This window comes from Rhizobium sp. CRRU65 (genome assembly GCF_048551595.1).
GTDB lineage: Bacteria > Pseudomonadota > Alphaproteobacteria > Rhizobiales > Rhizobiaceae > Rhizobium > Rhizobium leguminosarum_J.
Window position 1 is genome coordinate 150,037 of sequence record NZ_JBLYZH010000002.1, and the last position, 20,102, is coordinate 170,138.

17 protein-coding genes are annotated in these 20,102 nt (G+C 59.0%); 12 read left to right on the forward strand and 5 right to left on the reverse strand.

The annotated features are described in order from the left end of the window. Positions 1-43 precede the first annotated feature (43 nt). Positions 44-712, reverse strand: coding sequence for a response regulator transcription factor (locus ACM5SV_RS03980; RefSeq protein WP_017996539.1), 669 nt, complete (start codon positions 710-712; stop codon positions 44-46). Positions 713-961: 249 nt separating this feature from the next. Between ACM5SV_RS03980 and ACM5SV_RS03985 the strand changes: the two genes are divergently transcribed. Then, positions 962-3,802, forward strand: coding sequence for an ATP-binding protein (locus ACM5SV_RS03985; protein ID WP_017996537.1), 2,841 nt, complete (start codon positions 962-964; stop codon positions 3,800-3,802). A 704-nt stretch (positions 3,803-4,506) separates the two neighbouring features. Here the strand turns inward: ACM5SV_RS03985 and ACM5SV_RS03990 are convergent. Continuing rightward, positions 4,507-6,798 (reverse strand): FdhF/YdeP family oxidoreductase, encoded by a 2,292-nt coding sequence (locus ACM5SV_RS03990; protein WP_222058192.1) that lies wholly within the window; start codon positions 6,796-6,798, stop codon positions 4,507-4,509. A 768-nt stretch (positions 6,799-7,566) separates the two neighbouring features. Between ACM5SV_RS03990 and ACM5SV_RS03995 the strand changes: the two genes are divergently transcribed. The 10 genes from ACM5SV_RS03995 (at position 7,567) to ACM5SV_RS04040 (ending at position 16,718) form a co-directional block, all read left to right on the forward strand. Beyond that, positions 7,567-8,109 (forward strand): VOC family protein, encoded by a 543-nt coding sequence (locus ACM5SV_RS03995; protein ID WP_017996534.1) that lies wholly within the window; start codon positions 7,567-7,569, stop codon positions 8,107-8,109. Positions 8,110-8,283: 174 nt separating this feature from the next. Beyond that, complete coding sequence (locus ACM5SV_RS04000) at positions 8,284-8,997, forward strand: SDR family NAD(P)-dependent oxidoreductase (RefSeq protein ID WP_012763344.1); 714 nt, start codon at positions 8,284-8,286, stop codon at positions 8,995-8,997. Positions 8,998-9,067: 70 nt separating this feature from the next. Further along, positions 9,068-9,700, forward strand: coding sequence for a DsbA family protein (locus ACM5SV_RS04005; protein ID WP_222058194.1), 633 nt, complete (start codon positions 9,068-9,070; stop codon positions 9,698-9,700). Positions 9,701-9,736: 36 nt separating this feature from the next. Beyond that, positions 9,737-9,973 carry a tautomerase family protein gene (locus tag ACM5SV_RS04010; protein ID WP_012763342.1) on the forward strand — a complete coding sequence of 79 codons (237 nt, stop codon included), beginning with the start codon at positions 9,737-9,739 and terminating at the stop codon, positions 9,971-9,973. Between the two features lie 311 nt (positions 9,974-10,284). After that, entirely contained in the window at positions 10,285-10,674 is a 390-nt protein-coding gene (locus ACM5SV_RS04015) for a tautomerase family protein (protein WP_012763341.1), read from the forward strand. A 148-nt stretch (positions 10,675-10,822) separates the two neighbouring features. Further along, entirely contained in the window at positions 10,823-11,524 is a 702-nt protein-coding gene (locus ACM5SV_RS04020; RefSeq protein ID WP_128438608.1) for a type 1 glutamine amidotransferase domain-containing protein, read from the forward strand. Positions 11,525-12,303: 779 nt separating this feature from the next. After that, entirely contained in the window at positions 12,304-13,752 is a 1,449-nt protein-coding gene (locus tag ACM5SV_RS04025) for a hypothetical protein (protein WP_419425065.1), read from the forward strand. Next, positions 13,730-14,554, forward strand: a complete 825-nt coding sequence (locus ACM5SV_RS04030; RefSeq protein WP_128449762.1) for a hypothetical protein — start codon at positions 13,730-13,732, stop codon at positions 14,552-14,554. Before ACM5SV_RS04025 ends, ACM5SV_RS04030 begins: the two co-directional genes overlap by 23 nt. After that, a complete protein-coding gene (locus tag ACM5SV_RS04035; RefSeq protein WP_419425066.1) occupies positions 14,554-15,759 on the forward strand; it encodes a hypothetical protein in 1,206 nt (401 codons plus the stop codon). The genes ACM5SV_RS04030 and ACM5SV_RS04035 overlap by 1 nt, the downstream gene beginning before the upstream one ends. Further along, positions 15,744-16,718 carry an OmpA family protein gene (locus ACM5SV_RS04040; protein ID WP_222070232.1) on the forward strand — a complete coding sequence of 325 codons (975 nt, stop codon included), beginning with the start codon at positions 15,744-15,746 and terminating at the stop codon, positions 16,716-16,718. Before ACM5SV_RS04035 ends, ACM5SV_RS04040 begins: the two co-directional genes overlap by 16 nt. On the opposite strand, the gene ACM5SV_RS04045 is transcribed toward ACM5SV_RS04040, so the two are convergent. The 3 genes from ACM5SV_RS04045 to ACM5SV_RS04055 all read right to left on the reverse strand — a co-directional run bounded on the left by ACM5SV_RS04045 (position 16,719) and on the right by ACM5SV_RS04055 (position 18,867). Next, positions 16,719-17,462 (reverse strand): thermonuclease family protein, encoded by a 744-nt coding sequence (locus ACM5SV_RS04045; protein WP_128407889.1) that lies wholly within the window; start codon positions 17,460-17,462, stop codon positions 16,719-16,721. A 210-nt stretch (positions 17,463-17,672) separates the two neighbouring features. Continuing rightward, a complete protein-coding gene (locus ACM5SV_RS04050) occupies positions 17,673-17,978 on the reverse strand; it encodes a hypothetical protein (RefSeq protein WP_003554094.1) in 306 nt (101 codons plus the stop codon). Between the two features lie 454 nt (positions 17,979-18,432). Then, complete coding sequence (locus tag ACM5SV_RS04055; protein ID WP_012763335.1) at positions 18,433-18,867, reverse strand: hypothetical protein; 435 nt, start codon at positions 18,865-18,867, stop codon at positions 18,433-18,435. Between the two features lie 205 nt (positions 18,868-19,072). Here ACM5SV_RS04055 and ACM5SV_RS04060 point away from each other — a divergent pair, with 205 nt between their 5' ends. Then, positions 19,073-19,969: a GGDEF domain-containing protein gene (locus ACM5SV_RS04060; RefSeq protein ID WP_222058202.1), complete on the forward strand. Its 897-nt coding sequence runs from the start codon at positions 19,073-19,075 to the stop codon at positions 19,967-19,969. Positions 19,970-20,102 lie beyond the last annotated feature (133 nt).

Sequence of the window (20,102 nt, forward strand, 5' to 3'; positions counted from 1 at the left end):
GTCAGCTACGGCTCGTGCTTAAACATGGAGGCGCTGCGGCGCCTCAGAACGCCGAAAGTTCGTTCGCGACGGAGCCTGACGCGGGGCCGAGCCTTGCGGCCATATACAAAAGGTCAGGAAGTGTTCTGGCGTTCATCTTTCTCATTAGCCGGCCACGATGAGCTTTGACGGTGATCTCGCTAATGTTCAACTTGAAGGCCACCTGCTTGTTCAGCAAGCCTTCCACCACGAACTTCATGACTTGCCGTTCTCGCGGTGTCAGCGTGAGAAAATAGGCTTCCAAACGGTTCGCCTCGTTGAACGCACGAATAGATGCGTTTACCTCCTCCGCAATTACGGCGGGATCATCCTGCTTGGGGAGGAAGGTCACCCGGAATCTGGTTGTGGCAACAGACGTGGCCGGACTGCCGCTAGGGGTGACGACGATGATTGGGCAGTGCACGGCGTAAGAACAAATCAATCGCGCTAGATCTGAAACCGGCAGATCGGCCATGCTTGCGTCAACAAGGATGCAGTTGAAGCGTCCAGATTGGGCACCGCTGAGCAAGTCGTGCGCTGAGGTGAACCGTTGTAGTCGCCGGCCCATGCCCGAAATATGTAGATGCAAATTGGGATCGAATTCGGTCCCGTTATCCAATACGGCGACCAAAGCATCGCTGTAGAGTGTTGTCGCCATTGTCGAGAGATCAGTCGGTTTTTTTGTGGGGAACATGCCATTCGTCCTCATCGATCGTGCACGCGACGTGCTGCGGCTGGGAGATTGTTATGAATGCTTCACGCTGCTCGTAATGAAGGTGCTCCGCGATTTTTAAACCGGCACGCATGCGTTCGCGACTTAAGTGGTGTGAGAGATCCTGAAAAAAGCTGAAGTATTCCCTTACCAGTTGTTGAAGTGCCCTTGGCGCAATCTGCCCCTCTGTGATTTTATCGATGCGGTTGAACCAGATAGATTCGGGTCGCTTTGGGACAGATTGAGATAGGCCTCTTCGAGCACTCCGGATGGGAGCTTGATCTCGAAAAGCGAGAGCTGCGTGCGATGGGCGCTCCGGTACCGCTCGGCAGTCGCGCGTTCGAAATCCTCGAAACACTTGCAGTTTCTTCGGGTAGGATCGTCACGAAAGACGAGCTGATGAAGCGCGTCTGGCCTGGAATGGTCGTCGAGGACAACACCCTCCAGGTTCATATCTCTGCAATAAGGCGCGCGCTTGGAAAGGACCGAGACTTGCTGCGTACCGTGTCCGGTCGCGGATATCGACTACTCGGCGAGTGGACGGAACCCGAAAAGCGGTTTGCCGATCCGACGTCCGCCACGCTCGTGCGGTCGAGCGAACGAGAGGATTTTGTTACTAACATCCCCTCGGCAGCGTCCGAGCTGATCGGCCGTCAGGCTGCAATTTCTCATATCGTGACGCTCATGTCGGCCTATCGAATTGTAACCCTGACGGGACCCGGTGGGATAGGGAAAACCGTGCTCGCGTCCGAAGTCGCCCGCCGCCTGCAGCCGACGATCGATGGGGATGCATTTTTTGTGGAGCTGGTTTCCCTCTCGGATCCAAATCTTGTTCCCACTACACTTGCACAGGCTCTCGATCTGCGCCTTCAAGGCGACGACGTCTCTGCCGAGCTCGTTGCGCGGGCAATTGGTAACCGGAAAATGTTGCTTCTAATCGACAATTGCGAACATGTTGTCGATGCAGCTGCCGAGATGGTCGAGGCGATGCTGCGCGCCTGCCCGAACGTTTCGGTTCTCGCAACGAGTCGGGAACTTCTCAGGATCGAGGGGGAGTTTACATATCGTGTTCCCCCGCTTGATGTGCCCGCGAACGAAAAGGTTGGTGATCCGTTAACGCACAGTGCGGTTCAGTTGTTTGTCGCCCGAACGAGGGCGTTGCAGTCCGACTTTACGACGAGCAGGGACAGGGTCTCGATTATCGCGGGTATTTGCCGGCATCTGGATGGAATTCCCCTGGCCATAGAGTTCGCCGCCGCCCGTGCTGCCACGTTGGGGCTTCAACAGATCGCCGGCCGATTGGATGACCGTTTCGTTCTTCTGACCGGCGGACGCCGTACTGCCTTGCCTCGACACCGCACGCTTCGGGCCGCGCTCGATTGGAGCTATGAACTATTGCCCGAAGGAGAGCGTCGCCTTCTGCACAGTCTCTCCGTATATCCCGCAGGGTTTACCTTGGAGGCCGCGATGGCCGCCAGCGGGGAGGACGAGGAAGAGACCGCACTCGGGCTCTCGAACCTCGTCACGAAATCGTTGGTGACCTTCGACGGAACGGAGGCAGCCCCGCGGTGGCGTCTTCTGGAGACGGTGCGGGTCTATTCGCTGGAAAAGCTTGGAGGGGGCACCGACTATCGAATGACGATGAGGCGGACCACGGCCTTCTTCCATTCGTTATTTCAGCCATTTTCGAGTGAAGACTCGCTGCAGTCGGCAATCGATGGTCTGGGGCCGTATCGCCGAGAGATCGATAATCTCCGAGCCGCTTTGACCTGGGCGCTTTCTCCAGAGGGCGATGGAAAGCTCGGAGCAGGCCTCGCCGCAATTGCCTCCGATTTCTGGACCGCGACCTCGCTCGTGTCCGAGTCAGGCGAATGGGCTAAAAAGGCGCTCTCCTGCCTCGAAGGAGAGGAGGGGGGACGTACGGAACTGGTCCTACAGTGCGCCCTGGGCTTCGCGATGATTTATACGCAGGGTATGAGCGAGCAAGGTAGAGCGGTGCTCGCACGCGCCCTAACACTCGCTGAAACGTTGGATGACCAGGACTACCGGCAACGCGTTACTTGCGCCCTCTGGCTTTTTAGCGCTCGATCGGTGGAGTTGGATGATGCGCTTGTTTACGCGCAAGAATACGGGAAAGGCGCTGGCGGAGGCGATGCGAGGTCACGCGCCACGGCAGCTTGGCTGTCGGGCATCCCGCAGACCTATCAGGCTCACCACGTGGAAGCTCATGACCGACTTGATTGGGCGGCGAGGAATTCGCCGCCCAACAATCGTCGTACGGATATGCTCAGGCTCGGGGCGGACATTCGGACGTCCTCAATGGCTCATGACACCGTCAACTTGATCTCGTTGGGCCGATTGGAGGTGGCTTCTCAAGCATCCGAAGACTCAGTCGATGAAGCCCGTGCAACCAAGCAACCATTCGTATTTTGCGTCGCGTTGGCCTGGGCGTCCGCCTTCGTGTCACTCAGTCTGGACAACGAAGCGCGAGCACGCCACTGGGGCGAAGAACTCACTGCACATGCACTACAGCATGGTCTGAAACCGTTCTACGCAGTTGGCATATGCGTCCGAGGCAGCCTGGCGTCGCGTTCAGGCTCGCCCGCGGAGGGGATCGACGCTCTTCAAGCCGGCATTCGAGACATGCAAGAATCCTCGTATCTACTGTTCTATCCGTTTTTCATGTGTGAACTCGCAGCCGCGTTGCAGGCGGCCGGACGTCTGGACGAGGCGCTCTTGGAGATCGACAGAGCACAGAAATTTTCAGTGGAAAAAAGCTACCGCTGGATAATGCCCGAACTTCTACGAAAGAAAGGCGAGATCATCGCAGCACAAGGTGCGAACGAGAGCTTAGCCGTAGACCTCTTTCGGGAGGCTGGCCTAAGAGCATCCGCTCAAGGCGGTTTGTATTGGGAACTTACAGCGGGCATGAGCTACGCGGAATATCTGGCCAGCCGCGGTGATCTTCGAGCGGCACAAGAAATCCTTCGTCCCGTCTACGAGCGGTTCCGCGAAGGACTGTCTACCCCTCGACTTTTGCAGGCGAAGAGGTTGCTCGGCGCGAAGCAATGAGCTTCGTAGATCTTTGACTGATGCTTCGACGCGGCTTCGAAACTGCACGGCCACGTTGTTGCCCGCTCGCTGACGAAGCCTGGGAATACGAAAGTATTGGCAATACCTATGTGCAACAGCTTCCCTCTCTGCTGGTTGCCATAGTGGGCTCCTAGCCAGGCCGTTTGTCGGCGGGTGTCAGGAGAACACTATGTCTCACAGGAACCGCAAGCCGTCGGGCAGTATCTTCCCAGGCGTCGCAATCTTATTCGCAATGGCAGCTCTGGTTGGCGCCCTGGTGTCGATACAGCGGCCAGCGGCTCCGATCCGCGTCTGGGTACCTGCCCAGTCCGGTGAATCCCGTTTAGGCGGGGAAAAATCGCTCTCTACGTGCTCACCAGTGTGGGCCGGCTGCAATCCGTCGAATCCTGTATAACCTATAGTATCAAGGGCGCCGATATGATGAAGCTGCATTACAGCATGTGCGGGGCAGTGCTAAGCTCGGAGCACGTGTCCATGATGCGTGGTCTGCTCAAGGAGCATTGCGAGAACCGACAGTACGATAGACAAAGCCCCGAAGCCGAGGATGCGGCGAGGGGCCTTCTTTGGTGGTACCAGAACGGAGTGACCGAGCAAGAGAGGCTCAGGCACCTACTCGCGATCAGCGTGGTTCGCGGGTCTTGAGGCAGCCTACAAACTGACGCCTCTAGCCGTCTCGGTGTTTGTCAATCTGCGAGTTTCACCCTGACTGGCACTCCCTTGTAGGACGGCGTACCGGACTGGCGATCGAAGTGTCGGAGCGAGATGACGACGTTCATCTCTGGATAGTAGCCCGCGATGGAACCCTTCGGAATGTCGTAGGCTACCGCCGTGAAACCGCTAACGAGATGGTTGTCATCAACCTCGCCAATGAGCCCTCGGACCTCGATGCGATCGCCGTCCTTAAGGCCTCGACCCGCGAGATCTTCCGCATTCATAAAAACCACGTCGCGCCGACCGAATACGCCGCGATAACGATCGTCCAATCCGTAGATGGTGGTGTTATATTGATCGTGACTTCGAATAGTCGTCAGCATCAAGGCGCCTTCGCTCTCGGCGGGCGTATCCTCGGAGAGACCGGGAGACGGGAGGAACTTCGCCTTTCGCTCAGGCGTGTTCCACCGGCGAAATGAAGCAGCGACGTCAAGTCTAAAGCCGCCCGGTTTGCGCACGCGAGTATTGAATTCGTAGAAGTCGGGAAACACCTCCTCGATCTTGTCGCGGATGTGGTCGTAGTCCGCTACCATGCCCTCCCAGTCTATGCCATATCGGTCACCAAGCGTAGCTCTTGCAATCCCTCCGATGATTGCCGGCTCGGATCGGACAAGTTCGCCAGGTGGGTGAAGAAACCCTCGCGAAGCGTGAACCATGGACATCGAATCCTCGACAGTGACCGCCTGGCGGCCGGATGCCTGGATATCGAGGTCCGTCCGTCCTAGACACGGCAGAACGAGAGTGGTCTTCGCGGTCAGCAGATGGGAACGGTTGAGCTTCGTTGCGATATGGACGGCCAGATCGAGGTTCCGCATTCCCGAGAATGTGGCCCCGGAATCGGACATCGCGACCGCGAGGTTGCCGCCAAGACAGATCAGGGCCTTCGCTCGGCCATCGATGGCGGCCTCAACGGCCTCGATCGCGTTGTGACCTTTGTCGCTCGGCGGGCGAAAACCAAAGGCGCGTTCCATGCCATCGAGTAGCGCCTTGTTGGGAATTTCGGTTATTCCTACCGTCCGATCTCCTTGAACATTGGAGTGGCCTCGGATGGGCGCGATTCCCGCACCCTCTCGACCAATGTTTCCTCGCAGCATCAGGAGGTTCGCGATGTGCTGGACGTTGTACGTGCCCTTGGCGTGCTGTGTGATGCCCATGCCATAACAGACAATTACGTTCCTCGCGTTCGCGTAGACGTCGGCAGCGCTCTCGATGGCCTGCCGGGTTAGGCCACTGATCGCGACTATCTCTTGCCAACTGGTCGCATCGATATCGGCACGTAGGATGTCGAAGCCAGAGGTATGTTCTTCGATGAAGGGCCGATCAAGTATGCCAATGCCGCCTGCAGCGAGACTTGCCGCGTCGCGTTCGAGCACCGCCTTCATCATACCTTTCAAAACGGCCAAATCCCCGCCGACACGGACTTGGTGGTAGGCCGAAGCGATCGGCGTTGAGGACATGGTGACCATCTCTACCGGATCTTGAGGCGCGGCGAACCGCTCAAGCGCGCGCTCCTTCAAGGGGTTGAAGACGATGATTGGAACGCCTCGGCGCGCCGCCTCATGCAATGTCGTCATCATGCGCGGATGGTTCGTGCCCGGATTGTGCCCAAAGCTGAAGATCGCGTCCGCATGATCGAAGTCTTCGAGCGTGACGGTTCCCTTGCCGACGCCGATGGATTTCGGAAGCCCCACGCTGGTGGCTTCGTGACACATGTTTGAACAGTCGGGAAAATTGTTGGTGCCATAGGCGCGGACGAATAGCTGATAGAGGAACGCTGCTTCGTTCGAGGCACGGCCGGAGGTGTAGAACTCGGCCTGGTCCGGATCGTCGAGCTTGTTCAACTCGGCTGCGATCAGCGCAAATGCCGCATCCCACGCGATCTGTTCGAAGTGATCGGTGCCTTGGTCGTACCACAACGGCAGAGTCAGGCGGCCGGCGTCTTCGAGCTCATGATCCGTCCACGTCCAAAGCTCGGACCGGCTATGCTGCCTGAAGAACTCGGCGTCGGTTCGCTTCGCGGTGGATTCCCACGTAATCGCCTTGGCGCCGTTTTCGCAGAATTCGAACGACGACGTGTGCTTGGGGTCGGGCCATGCGCAGCCTGGGCAGTCGAATCCCTCCGGCTGGTTGGCCTTGAGTAGAGTTTTGCTGCCTTGCGCGACGATCTGCTGGTGGGCCAGCGTCTTCACGACGGCCTTAAGCGCGTCCCAGCCGCCAGCCGGGTGGTCGTAACGTTCGATTCCATCCGGACGTTTGTTCTTCATGACAGTTCCTTCATCGCTGGTGGCATTTGTCTGATAGATATTGGTTGCCAGATCCGCGTGAGCGCACGCGACGCCTGCTTGGGAAGTTCGACTTCAAAAAAAGGCCGTCTCCGGGCGGGTGGAGACGGCCTTGGCGGAGCCTTGGAGGATCCGCGCGCTCCAACAGAGGGGAGGAGTGCTGGAGCGCTGTGCTCCTGAGAGCTTCTCGCCCTGGAGGGGTGGGGCGATGAGTAAAGCTAACTCGTCCACGCAGCCCGCATAAGTGCACTTTGGTATTGGACGTTCGCTGCCTCAAGCGACGGTCGAATGCTCGGACAGCTTTACGAGGGACGTTGCTCTGGGTCACGTGCCATTTCGTGCTGGTAAGCAAACCAGCCTGTGGCTTCCCTGTTTCTGACCTTGGTGCGAAGAGCCTCGATCGCGAGGCCGAGGTGTCTGCCTCGTTCGTGCAGTTCTCCTGCAGTGCTGAGTGGAGGCTCGGACGGTTCGGCTATTATTTTCGTGTTTGACATTTGTCTCGCCTGTTCTTGCGGTGCCGCGTTGGGTCTCGTCGCAGCCCTTTGGCGCTACGCAGGGAGGCTTATGATGAATCCCTCGGCTCGACGGGGCTACGGTACGATGGTGTCGTACATCCAACCCACGGCGTCCTGGCCGCTTCCAAGCCGTCGATACCTAAGTGCAATGGCAGGCGTGGTGCGAGTTCATAAGCTTGGGACGCGTGTCGCCACCTTTAGGATCCGTCGGCGACCATCTCAAAGGAGCACTGATATGGATAGCGAACTGAGACCATCCAGCAAGGAAGCCCCGCAGTCCCTCTCGGGAGTTGCGATGACACTCGAGCTTGCGGTGATCGCCGTCTCCGACGTCGACCGAAGCAAACTTTTTTATGCAGCTCTCGGATGGCGTTTCGATATTGATTTTCAAGGCGACGACTACCGCATCGTGCAGTTCACTCCGCCTGGATCTGGATGCTCCGTGATGTTCGGGCAGAATATAATTACGGCCCCCTCTGGTTCATCGCGGGGATTGCACCTGGTCGTTTCGGATCTGCCGGCAGCACGTAGCGATCTCCTATCTCGAGGCGTCGAAACGAGCGAGCCATTTCATGACGTCGGCGGAATTTTTCATCATTCCAACGGCGTGGGCATCACGGCTGGCCTGAATCCGGAGCGGAAAAGCTACGCATCGTATTTCATTTTTCATGACCCGGATGGAAACGAGTGGACTGTTCAGGAAATCACGACCCGCCTGCCGGGGCGCAAGGGAGATACCGCATTTACGAAGGAGCTAACTAAGGCGGTGTGGGGATAGCGAGCTGGTCCACGGCCGCCGACGAGCGCGCTAACAATTATGCCGAAAAACGGTTCAGTGACTGCCGCTGCCTGGCAATTCTCCCGATGGTCGACAGCATCTAAATCAATAGCACCGACGCCGAGGGCGACGGGCGGCCCGACAAGGACCGATGCAATTGAAAGGATGTATATCATGAGCAATCAGCAGAAGGTCGCCGTCATCACCGGTGCATCGCAGGGCATTGGTGAAGGTCTGGTCCGCGCCTACCGCGCGCGGAACTACCACGTCGTCGCTACCTCTCGTTCAATCAAACAAGGGTCCGACGATGGCGTACATGCCGTGGCGGGCGACATCTCCAACTCCGAGACCGCAGAGCGCGTCATCCGCGAGGCGATTGACCGTTTCGGTCGGATCGACACGTTGGTGAACAATGCCGGCGTCTTCACTGCCAAGCCGTTCGTCGACTTCACTCAGGAAGATTATGATCTGAACTTCGGCGTGAACGTTTCGGGCTTCTTCCACATTACGCAGCGGGCTGCGAGGGAGATGCTCAAGCAGGGCTCCGGCCACATTGTCAGCATCACGACCAGCCTCGTAAACCAGCCGGTGTCGAGCGTCCCCACGGCCCTTGCTTCGCTCACGAAGGGCGGTCTTAACGCCGTCACGAAGGAACTGGCGATCGAGTTCGCCAAGACGGGCGTCCGGGTGAATGCCGTGTCTCCTGGCATCATCAAGACCCCGATGCATGCTCCGGAGACCCACGAATTCCTCTCCGCGCTGCATCCCGTCGGCCACATGGGCGAGATCAGCGACATTGTCGACGCTGTGATCTACCTCGAAGACGCAAGCTTCGTCACTGGAGAGATCCTCCATGTCGACGGTGGCCAGAACGCCGGCCGCTGGTAGGTCTCGAATATCACGCGGGCGCGTGGCGTGGATACGCCGCGCGTTCTGCATGCGAGTGAAAGGAAAGACAATGGAACTTGTACTAGCCGCCGATCCGATGTGCTCGTGGTGCTATGGATTCGGCAAACAGATGGGGCTGCTGCTTGAGCGGCGTCCGGACCTATCCCTGAAGATCCTCCTCGGTGGATTGCGCGCGGGCGCGACCGACGTTCTCGATGACGCGGGCAAACAGTTCAGACTGCACCACTGGGGCAAGGTCGAGGAAGCCAGCGGCGTACCGTTCAACCGAGAGGGCCTTCTTGCCAGACAGGGCTTCGTCTACGACACCGAACCCGTGTGCCGTGCGGTGGTGGCCGCCCGCATTCTTAGGCCGGAAGCCGATCTTCTGAGCGTCTTCCGGGCATTGCAGCATGCCTTCTACGTCGACGCGCTCGACACGACGGACGGAGCCACATTGGCTGAGACCGGTTCTCGCGCGCTCGCTGAACTCGGTCATCCCGTCAGCTCGGAGGAATTCCTGGCAGAATGGAATAAGCGTAGCACGATCGAAGAAGCCGCAACGGACTTCGCGACGGTGCGAGGAATGGGTGTTTCAAGCTTCCCGACCTTGTTCTTGAACAAGGCTGGAACTCTCAGCAAGGTGGGCGCTGGGTATGCGCATGTCGACGAACTTGAGAAGCACCTCGCTGCAATGGCCGCCTAGCAGATCGACGAAGTCATCGAACAAGGAGAATAGCAAATGCCCATAGTCACCGTGCAAGTAACCCGTGAGGGCACGACCCCAGATCGCGCGTCGGTAACTCCCGAGGAGAAAGCCGCAATCATCGCTGGCGTCAGCCAGGTCATGCTCGACGTCCTCAACAAGCCGCTGGAGTCGACTTACGTGGTGATCGAGGAAGTCGACTTGGACAACTGGGGCTGGGGCGGCCTTCCAACCGTCCAATACCGGAAGAAGAAGGCTGAAGGCAAAGCCTGACCTCACGGTATTCCAGAGGATGAATATGCACGCCGCCGGTGATCACCGGCGGCGTGTGCGTTTTTCGCTGCCGGCCGGATCTAACTGAACGCAAGGAGCCGAAGCTCTCAGCTCGGCAAACAGGATGCGGAGCATGCCGTGAGCGAAGTGGGTTCATCCCAGCCAGCCGGCGTGCCTGGTGCTGCGGCAAGGATCCGCCATCGCTTCTCCGTGCCGTCGAGGCGTCGGAAATACCATCGTGCAATAGCCTTGGCCCCCTAGCAGGAGGACAGTTCTCAGCGACACTGTTTTCGGCAATTTTGGAGACACCAATGCCTCTCGTCAAAATCCATATCCTGAAAGGTCGTTCGCCACAGGAGGTCGACGTGCTGCTTGATACCATTCACGACGTCGTCGTGGAGACTTTCGGAGTTCCGCGGAGAGACAGATACCAGATCCTTCAAGAGCACGAGGCGTCGAATATTCGCGCGCTTGACACTGGGCTCGACATCACCCGGACCGAGAAGTTCCTACTGCTCGAAATAACCAGCCGCCCGAGGTCTCGAGATGCCAAGGTGGCCTTCTATTCAAGCCTCACGCGTGCGCTCCAGGCTCGCTGCGACGTGGCGCCATCTGACGTGATGGTCTCTCTGCATATCAACTCGGACGAGGACTGGTCGTTCGGCATGGGCAGCGCGCAGTTCCTGACGGGCGAGCTCTGATAGGCACACACGTCTCGGTCTGGTAGGCCCACCAATACCAAGGTATCGGCGATACTAACGTGCACATGCAAATCCGGCTGATCCAAGACATGCTTCCAGTCGTGCAGCCGATCGGCTGCAAATTCAGAAAAGTGGAAGGAGCCTAAGCATGAAGATCCTCATGGTATTCACCTCGCACGACACCCTCGGAAGTACAGGGCGCAAGACTGGTTTTTGGCTGGAGGAGGGCGCCGCACCGTATTACGTCTTCCGCGATGCAGGCGTCGACTTGACACTCGTGTCCCCCAAAGGCGGTCAACCTCCGATCGATCCGAAGAGCGATCTGCCGGAAAATCAGACGCCCGCCATGACGCGGTTCAAGGCCGACGAGGCCGCGCAGAAGGTTTTTGCGAGCACCAAGAAGCTGAGCGAAGCCCGTTCCGAAGATTTCGACGCCGTCTTTTATCCCGGTGGGCACGGTCCCATGTGGGATCTCGTGGACAACCAGGAGTCCATCAAGCTAATCGAGTCCTTTTACAACTCCAGCAAGCCGGTGGCGGCAGTCTGCCACGCGCCGGCCGTGCTTCACCGCGTCACCTATAGAGGCGCTCCGATCGTCAAGGGAAAGCGGGTGACAGGCTTTACCAATGGCGAGGAGGAGGAAGTGCAACTGACGAAGGTCGTTCCTTTCCTTGTTGAGGACGAGCTCAAACGTCTCGGCGGTCTCTATGAGAAGAAGGCGAACTGGGAGAGCTTCGCTATCACCGACGGCATGTTGATCACTGGGCAGAACCCGGCATCTTCCACCGCGGGTGCGCAGGCCCTCATCAAGCTTCTCACCAGTTTGAAAGCCGGCGCCGTCGTCGCCTAGGCTGATCATCGGTAAGCGAAAAAGAGGTCGCCAGATGGTGTATCTGCGGCCTCTTTGTGGGCTCGTGGAGGATCAAGTGGAACGGCCAATTCAGGTTTCTGACAAGGTGGCCGGCTTTGGTTTTGAGAAATGCGCGGCCGGCCTGTTGCGTTGCGCCTGTTGGTCGCCAGCGCACGAGTTTGGACGAGCTCTTGAATGCCTGGCCGAGCATGTGAATTGTCGTCACCCTGCTGGGGGCGCTGAGAGGTCGCTCCACGGGTGCGCCCCAAGCGGAACGGCTTGCCGGGGGCAGTCGGTCCTCGTTGCGAGCGGCGCTCCGCTAACCCTCTTGCGGCTACCCTTTTAACCGGTCAAGCCGTGCGCGAACTGGCGCCGGCGCGGACGCGCCTTCGCCTGGTATGCTCATTGTTTGGAGGGGCGCCTTGCCGTGGCCGGCACGGCCGCGCGTTAAGCTTGGGCCTGCGGCAGCGACCGCCCGCCACGATGCTGTTACGGATTTTTGGCGCCACGTGGCCGATCGCGAGCCATTTCGCTCGGTCGCCGGACAAGTGTTTTCGGACCAACAACGATCAACCATCACCGGCGCGGCTTTGAAAAGGACCGCAGACTGGCCGCGATCTGCCGTGGGCGCGAGCATTTCGTGTATGTTTGGAAAAGATCTCGATTAACCGTATGGCTCGATTAGTATCGGCGAAGGAAACGGACGCTGGACCACGTACAACCGCTGCGATATCCAGTTCAGCAGCATCATTTGGTAAACAAACCACTAAAGGTTTCGCGTGCGCTTTGAAGCATTGAACAGGCTCTGGGAGGGCGTTCGGGAATCCAGCCACGACTTTCGTGCCTCGACCGACATCTTCCCTTCGCTCGATATTGACAAGACCAGTTCCACGCTCGATCTGCGGGCAAAGGGTGCCGAGAACGGCAAGCTTAATCGGCCCGCGCCAAGCGCCGCGTCGCCGGACGAGGTCGAGCAGCGGATAGTCTCTCGGATCGAGGAGGAGAAGGCCGCCTCCTATCAGGTCCTCGAGGATAAATTTCAGACCTTCGAGGGTCGCCTGCGCAATCTCGACTTCGAGGGGCAGTTCGGACTGATCCGGCAAGCCAACGCGTCGAGCGTATCCGACTTCAAGGCCGAGGTGGCAAGTGGCGTCGACGAACTGCACGGGCTGCGCCGCGACCTGAAGGCCGCCGAGGACGAGATGTCATCCTTCAAGGCGAAACACAATCTCGACCGCGCCGCGAAGGTTTCGACCGCCGCCGCGCAGGCGTTCAAGATCGCCCTGATCGTTTTCCTCGTGCTCTTCGAGATGATCATGAATGGAAGCTTTCTCGCCAAGGGAAGCGAGCAGGGGATCGTCGGCGGCGTGACGGAGGCGATCGCGTTCGCCGTCCTCAACATCGGATCGGCTCTGCTGTTCTCGGTTTATTGCGTTCGCTTCCTCGTCCATCGATCCCTGTTTTTCAAGCTGCTCGGGTTCTGTGGGCTGGTCGCCTATATCTGCATCGCCCTGGGCATCAATTTAGCCCTGGCGCATTATCGCGAGGTGTCATCGACCGTTCTTTCCGGAGCCGGCGCGGAAGTCATATCGCGGCTCGGAAACGCGCCGCTGGAGCTTGCCGAACTGAATTCCTGGATGCTCTTCGCCGTCGGACTGCTTTTTTCGATCCTGGCCTTCATCGACGGCTGCTACCTCACGGATCCCTATCCGGGTTTTGCCGGCGTGAGGAAGCGGTTGGACAGCGCGCGTGCGAACTACATCGACCGGAAGCTCGAGCTCATCGACAACCTCCGTGACATAAGAGACGATCACAACGCCAAGATCGAGGAGATCGTGCGCGATCTCAGCGGGCGGCGCCAGGAATGCGCGGCCATCATCGCTCACCGGACGCGGACCGTGGGACTGTTTGCGGAGCATCAGAGCAATCTCGAGCGCGCCGCCAACGCGCTGCTGACGATCTATCGCGACGCGAACCGCGCGGGACGGACGGAACCCGAGCCCGGGTATTTTTCCCATCCCTACAAGCTCGAGCGCCTGGCACCGGTGCTGCGCACCAGCGAGGAATGGGATGACGCGGTCTTGAGCGGTCGAATTCAGGCGGCTCAGGCGGAACTGTCGGAGCAGATTCGCAGGATCGGTGCCGAGTTCGAAGCCGCTGTCGAAAATTATCACAAGCTGGACAACATATTCCCGGAGGCCGGCCTTGGCGCGATCCAGCAGGCGTAGCCGTAGGCGGGGTGGCAATTCCGTCGGACTGATTGTCGGCGCCATCGCCCTTGGCTTGGTGTCTGTCGCCATTATCGGCGCGTTCGGGTGGCTCAAATACAGGGCAAGCAGCACCGTGGCGGTCGACAAGGCCTCCCTTTGCCCGGTCACCGGCGCGACGTCCGAAACCGCCATCCTGCTTGACGTCACCGATCCCATTTCCGACACGACGGCGCTTGATCTCAAGAACCAGTTTCAGCAAATCGTGACCAGAGTTCCAGTCGGCGGTGCCATCGATATCTATTCGCTGACCGAGAAGGAAGGCGAGCCGGAGCGTACGTTCCACGGCTGCAATCCGGGCAGCGGCGACCTCGCCGATGAATGGACCAGCAATCCACGACTGATCCAGGACCGTTGGGAAAAGGGCTTTCAAAAGCCCCTCGAGGAAATAGCTGGCAGGCTGGCGTCCGGCAAGGCGGGCGATGCCTCGCCGATCATGGCCGGAATCCAGCGGATCAACCTCGAGGTGTTCTCGAGCCTCCCCGCCGGAACGCCCAGGGCCCTGTTCGTCGCCTCCGACATGATCGAACACACGCCGGCGTTTTCGAACTACCGCGACGGTGTCGCCTATTCTAAATTTCAGAAAAGCGAGGCGCGTGATAAGTTCAGGACATCTCTCGACGGGGTGTCGGTGAAGATCCTCGCGTTTCAGCGTCCAAACCTGAAATTCTCCGCCGAGGAACTGGCCGAATTCTGGAAAGAGTGGATCACAAAGAATAACGGCTACTTCGACGGTTTCATCCGTCTGGAAGGAAAACGCTGATGGCCTCGAGAGAGGTGACAAGATCCGCGATCCGCGACTACGGGCCGCTGGTGCTGTTTGCGCTCACAACCATCGGCGGCATGGTGTTCATCTGGACGGCCAAGCTATGGGGATGGTCGACGGCGGTCGTCACCGTCGTCCCGTTGCTGCTGATGGCAACCTACTTTCTAGCTTCCCTGCTATTGGCGGGCTTCCGGCTGCATAACGAGCAGGCCGGCGACAATCTCTACTACATGGGCTTTCTGTTCACGCTCTCGAGCCTCGGGGTGTCGCTCTATCTATTTGCCGGTGAGACCTCCATCGACACGATCGTGCGAAACTTCGGTATCGCGGTGACGTCGACGATTGCCGGGGTGACGCTCCGGATCCTGTTCAACCAGATGCGTCGCGATCCGTTGGACATCGAGCGCAGTGCCAGGCACGAGCTTGCCGAGATGACCAGGCGCGTCAGAACCGAGCTCGATTCCTCGGCCCGGGAGTTTTCGAACTACCGCAGGGTCAGCAACCAGATGCTGTCGGAGGGGTTCGACGAGATCGCCCGCCAGGCCGAGAAGAACGGCGAAGATATTCGCAAGGCGATCGAATCCCTGTCGAAAGAGGCGATCAAGCCCATTCAGGAGGCGGCGCAGCAGCTTTCGGCCATTATCGAATCCCACAATAAGACCATCAATGACAGCAACAACAACGCGGCGGCGAAACTGACCGAAACCACCGGCCAGCTTTCGACGATCATCGATAAGTTCGGCGGCGCGGTGGAAAGCGTCGGGACACGGCTTGGGGAGATACGTGCCCCGGAAGATGTCATCAAGATCGAACTCACGCCGGTCATCGAGTCCATCAGGGAGATGACCGAGGCCCATTTGAAGCGCATGGAGGCGGATACCGAGCGAGGGCGTTTCTATATCGAGCAGACCAAGGAAGCGCTGCAGCCGCTGCAGACCCTTGAAGAAAAGCTCGACCGTATCGCCAACGCTCTTGAGAAGCCCCCGACACCGTTGCCGCCTGAAGCAGGCCCGAGCCCGAGCACGTACGCTGACCGTCCTGAGCCGGCCGTTCCGACGGGGGCTGGTTCGGTCTCTGAGGAAACCACGATCGAATTGGCCAGTCTTGAAGCCTCGCCAGCCAAACCGGTTGAAGTCGATGATAAGCCGCGACCTGCATCAGCGATCGAGCGTAAGAGGTGGTTCAATTGGCAGCGCACATAGCCGAGACCCCGAAGCTCGAGCATAAGGGCTACAATCGCGGCCTCATTCTGGGCCTGACCATGGCCGAATCCATGCTGCTGCTCGTCTTTTGTCTCCTGCTGGTGGCCGCCGCGCTCGTGACTGCCGAAAGGAAAAAGCGATATGAGGCCGAACGGGTGCTGCGGGTCACCGAGCAAAAGCTGGCGGAGCTCAAGAAGGACAATTTCGACGCGACCGCCCGGGTGGTCGAACTTCAGGCCAGGCTTGGAGCCGGCAACCTCTCACCCGTCGATCGGGAGAAGTTCGAGAAGGAATGGCGCGAACTGATTTCGGCCCGCCAGGCCGTTGATCGCTTGCAGAAAAGCGGGGTCGAGATGTCGGAGCTCGAAAAACTGGCCGCGTTGCGGAAAGTCCTGAACGACAACGGCATAGATGTCGACGCCGCTCCCGCGGAGATCAAAAGGCTTGTCACCGCCAACGCGGCGGCGAAAAGCCCACACGAGTGGCCGCCCATCATCAATCTCAGCGAAGCGGGCGGCTATTATTTCAGGTCAGGCAGCGCCGAGCTGACAAACGAATTTCAGCAGAAACTGGGCACGTCCATCTCCGACCAGATCGCGGATAACCTGTCTCGCTATCAGGTCGACGTCATCGAGGTCATTGGCCATACCGACGAGCAGCCGCTGGCCCGGACAAATTCCAATCTCGACAAAACCTTCATCGATGTCCTGGACAGTAAATTGCCAATCACTGCCCTTGAGCCGGCCGACAACGCCGGTCTGGGACTGGCCCGGGCGATCGCCGTCGCGAATATCCTCAAGGCGAATCCAAAACTGGGGCAAGCAACGGTGCTTCCCATGTCGGCGGCGCAATTGATACTTCCGGGCGATACCGTCACCGTAGGGCAGGCAGGAAATGTCGAGGCCCGGCGACGCATCGAAATCAGGATCCGGAGACGGGCTCAGTCCCTGTCTCCGTGATCAATGGCCCCATTGCGGCGCCCGCCATCCGGCTTTCAGCGCCTGGGCTTCATCACAAAACCAGCGCTCGCCTTTCTTGGTATCGACCTTGGTGCGGTCGTACCAAGGAGACCAAGGCGCATGGTAGATATGGCCGTTTTCGGAGATGTTGCCTTTGATCGGGCAGCCCTTAGGCGCTTGTTGCTCGGCCACGTTCCATCTGTCGGCGCGATATTCCCACGCGGGGATCGTGGAAGCCTGCCAAATCCCCAGGTGTTCGCTGTGGGCCTTTTCCTCGAGTGTGACGTAGTCGGTGGAGTATTTTCGGAATGCCCAGGCGTTGCCCGACGCGACCATTTCGGCATTGATCTCACGCTTTCCGACACGACATACACCCAGCTGTCGTTGATAGATGTCCACTCCGCGATCATCGCAGACGACGTCTCCCGATGCCACCAGTTCCTCCATCGCCGCGATGGCGACCTTGCCGCAGGGCCAATCCCGTCCGGAGAGAGAAGCGCATTTCTGTCCGGCCTCGGGTGCGTCGATTCCGTCGAGCCGAACCGTGATTTGGTCAACAAGGATGGTGTCCCCGTCTATGACCCGCACCGTGGCCGCCGTCGATTCCAGTGGGAATGCCCCGATCGCGAATAGGATGATGACGATCATCCAGCCCGTGTGTCTGAACTTCGTGTTCGCCAATAAGGAGTTGCCTTCTCTGTTCTTCAAAAACGCGTCGCGAGGCGCCCACTTCCTAATTCGCACGCGAAACCCTCATGCCGGCTTAACGCGGGTTTGCCTTCCCGGGAAAGATCAGGAATTCTCCGAGCGTGGCCGATATTTACGCAATGCGAGACATCGCCCATCCCGCTTCAACTCGCGGCGCGACAACGTGAGAACGGGCTCGTTATCCGAGGAAGCCCGTGAAGGGCAAATCCACACCCGCTTGTCACATTGTCCTTGAGCGCGATTTTTTCAGATCCCCGACCCGTCGAGGTTCCGGTCATCGTCGCCCTCCCAGGGTGGGGGTATCGACGTGCGACCAAGGCTGGCCGAAGGCATTGGCATCCAACATTTCAGTTCCGGCTCGGCATATTCGATGATCTGCCCCGGCGAGGAGTCGGATGCCCGCCAGCCTTCTCCCGCGAACTGATCGCCATTCGACCAGTACGCGAGATCGACCTCCGCCGGCCCCTGCTCGGATGGCCGGATCGTGACCAGGATCCGACTACCGTCTTTCGGTGCGCTTGCCATATGGCGCCAACGGTCTGCCTCGTCCATCGTTTCTTCCTCCTGCCTCGCTACAGGAGAATGTCACCTCCCCATCGAAAACGGTCAACTGAAACTTTGCCGAAGCGAGCCATTGACCTGTATGGAAAACAGCGGCCGATCCCGTCGCGGAAACGGGCATTGCCGAGGCCGGAGCAAGGTGACATCGCTGGAGGGTTCGGCGACGCGATTTTGGAGAACGCATCGGATTGCCGTTTTCATGCTCACCGCTGTCGCGGCGACATTGTTCCCCGTTCCACGGATAAGCTGCTGTCGCGCTTCACCATCGCCGCGGCATCCTTGGATCGGATGCCGCGCGAGCGATGTTGGCGACACGTCGTCAGCCCACGGGTGCGAGTGTGGTCGGTTTGAGCTGACGACGTCGGCACGCGTCGAAACGAGGACCAGCCGATGACCCGGCGGCCCTTTCTTCCGAGGCAAGCAACAGCAGCCGCCTTAACCGTGCTTAGCCAAAGAACGCGCGCAGTTGAGCGAAAAACCCACTTGGTTTGGAACCTGACATCTTCCGCAAACGGCGAGCGACGACTGCCGCGCTGACGCGTTCACCGAAATGGCAGAAGCACACGAGATCATGCAATTGCTCGTCGCTGAGTTCGAAGAACCGTTTGGCTTCTCCATAGCTGTCATTTTCCATTCCCGCCGCCCGCAGAATGGGATCAGCGAACGCGACGGAGATGGGCGTGCCGTCATCGCGCAGGGCAAGCCGATCTGAAATCGGCTGATATTCGGTTTCGTGAAGTGTCTTGAGAAACGGTCTGGGGCTGCGTTCGAGACTTTCGGCCCACCGTTCAAGCCGTTCGCGCCGCGTTATTTCGAGGCGCTTGCAGGTCGGGCTGACCGTTGCGATGGTTTTCAACTGATCGAGTGCGTACTGTTCCATTTCGGCCTCCTATCTCCGGAAAAATAGATGGTCCGCCTCCCGAAAACAGCGTCGCTCAGGTCGCGGCCGATGTCCAATCACGATTGAAAACGGACATGTCGTTGACGTTTCCGTAATCACTGGAGGCGCCTTTACTTGCGGGGCGGCTCTTTTCTCATAGGGTTTCCGCGCCATGTCATGCCAAGGCAACCAGGCAGTGTTCGGTATGGACGAAATTTTCGAGCAGCTTCTGCACCTTTCTGGACGCACAGAGACGCTCATTGCCGTCTACGATGGTCATGACCGGCTGCGGTACGCCAACAGCGCCTTTCGTTCTGTCTATTTCATCGAGCCCGATGAAACTCCACTCTGGCCTGATCTCATGCGGCGCAATTTCGAGCCCGCGCGAGGCACTGTCATTCGGACGAGCAATTTCGACGAGTGGCTGCGCTCGACGCAGTCACGCCGCGGCAAGATCGGCTATCGAGCTTTCGAGACGGACCTGTGCGATGGCCGGTGGTTTTGGATGACCGAGGCGGTCCAGAAGAACGGTTGGATGTTGTGCATTGCCAGCGACATCACCAGTTTACGAGTACATGGCAGGACTGTCCGGCAGGATCGGGACCAGGCGATCAAGGCTTCTTACACCGACGAACTCACGGGTGTCGCCAACCGCCGCTTTGTGATGGCACGCGTCGACGACATGCTGACAGCCGCCCGGCACGGAAACAACGGATGCCTTGCCGTATTCGACATCGACAATTTCAAGCACATCAACGATAGGCTTGGTCACCATGCCGGAGATGTCGTCCTGCGCGATTTTGCTCATCGCATTCATCAGAATGTTCGCCGCAACGATTGTTTTGGACGGATCGGCGGAGAAGAGTTCCTTCTCGTGATGCCGGCAACCGGGCCGGAAGACGCCATTGCCATGGTCGAGTGCATGCTGACGGTGATCCGCTTCTCCCGGCCTCTGCCTGAATCACCCGACTTCAGCTACACCTGCTCCGCCGGTATCGCCGCTTGCGCCTCGTCAGACAGCGCTTCAGAGCTTTATCGACGCGCCGATCAAGCGCTCTACGCTGCCAAGTTGAGCGGACGGGACAGGGTGCGCGCGGCGTAGGGACATGGGCTACGCTTGAAGCTCCGTTTGGCCTGTCTTGCGCGTCAGTCGCTCGCCGGGGCAATGGCGATCGTCGGGCCGGCCGAGCAAGCCATCGCCGTCGCGTGCAGCCGCGACGCGAGCGATGTGACGC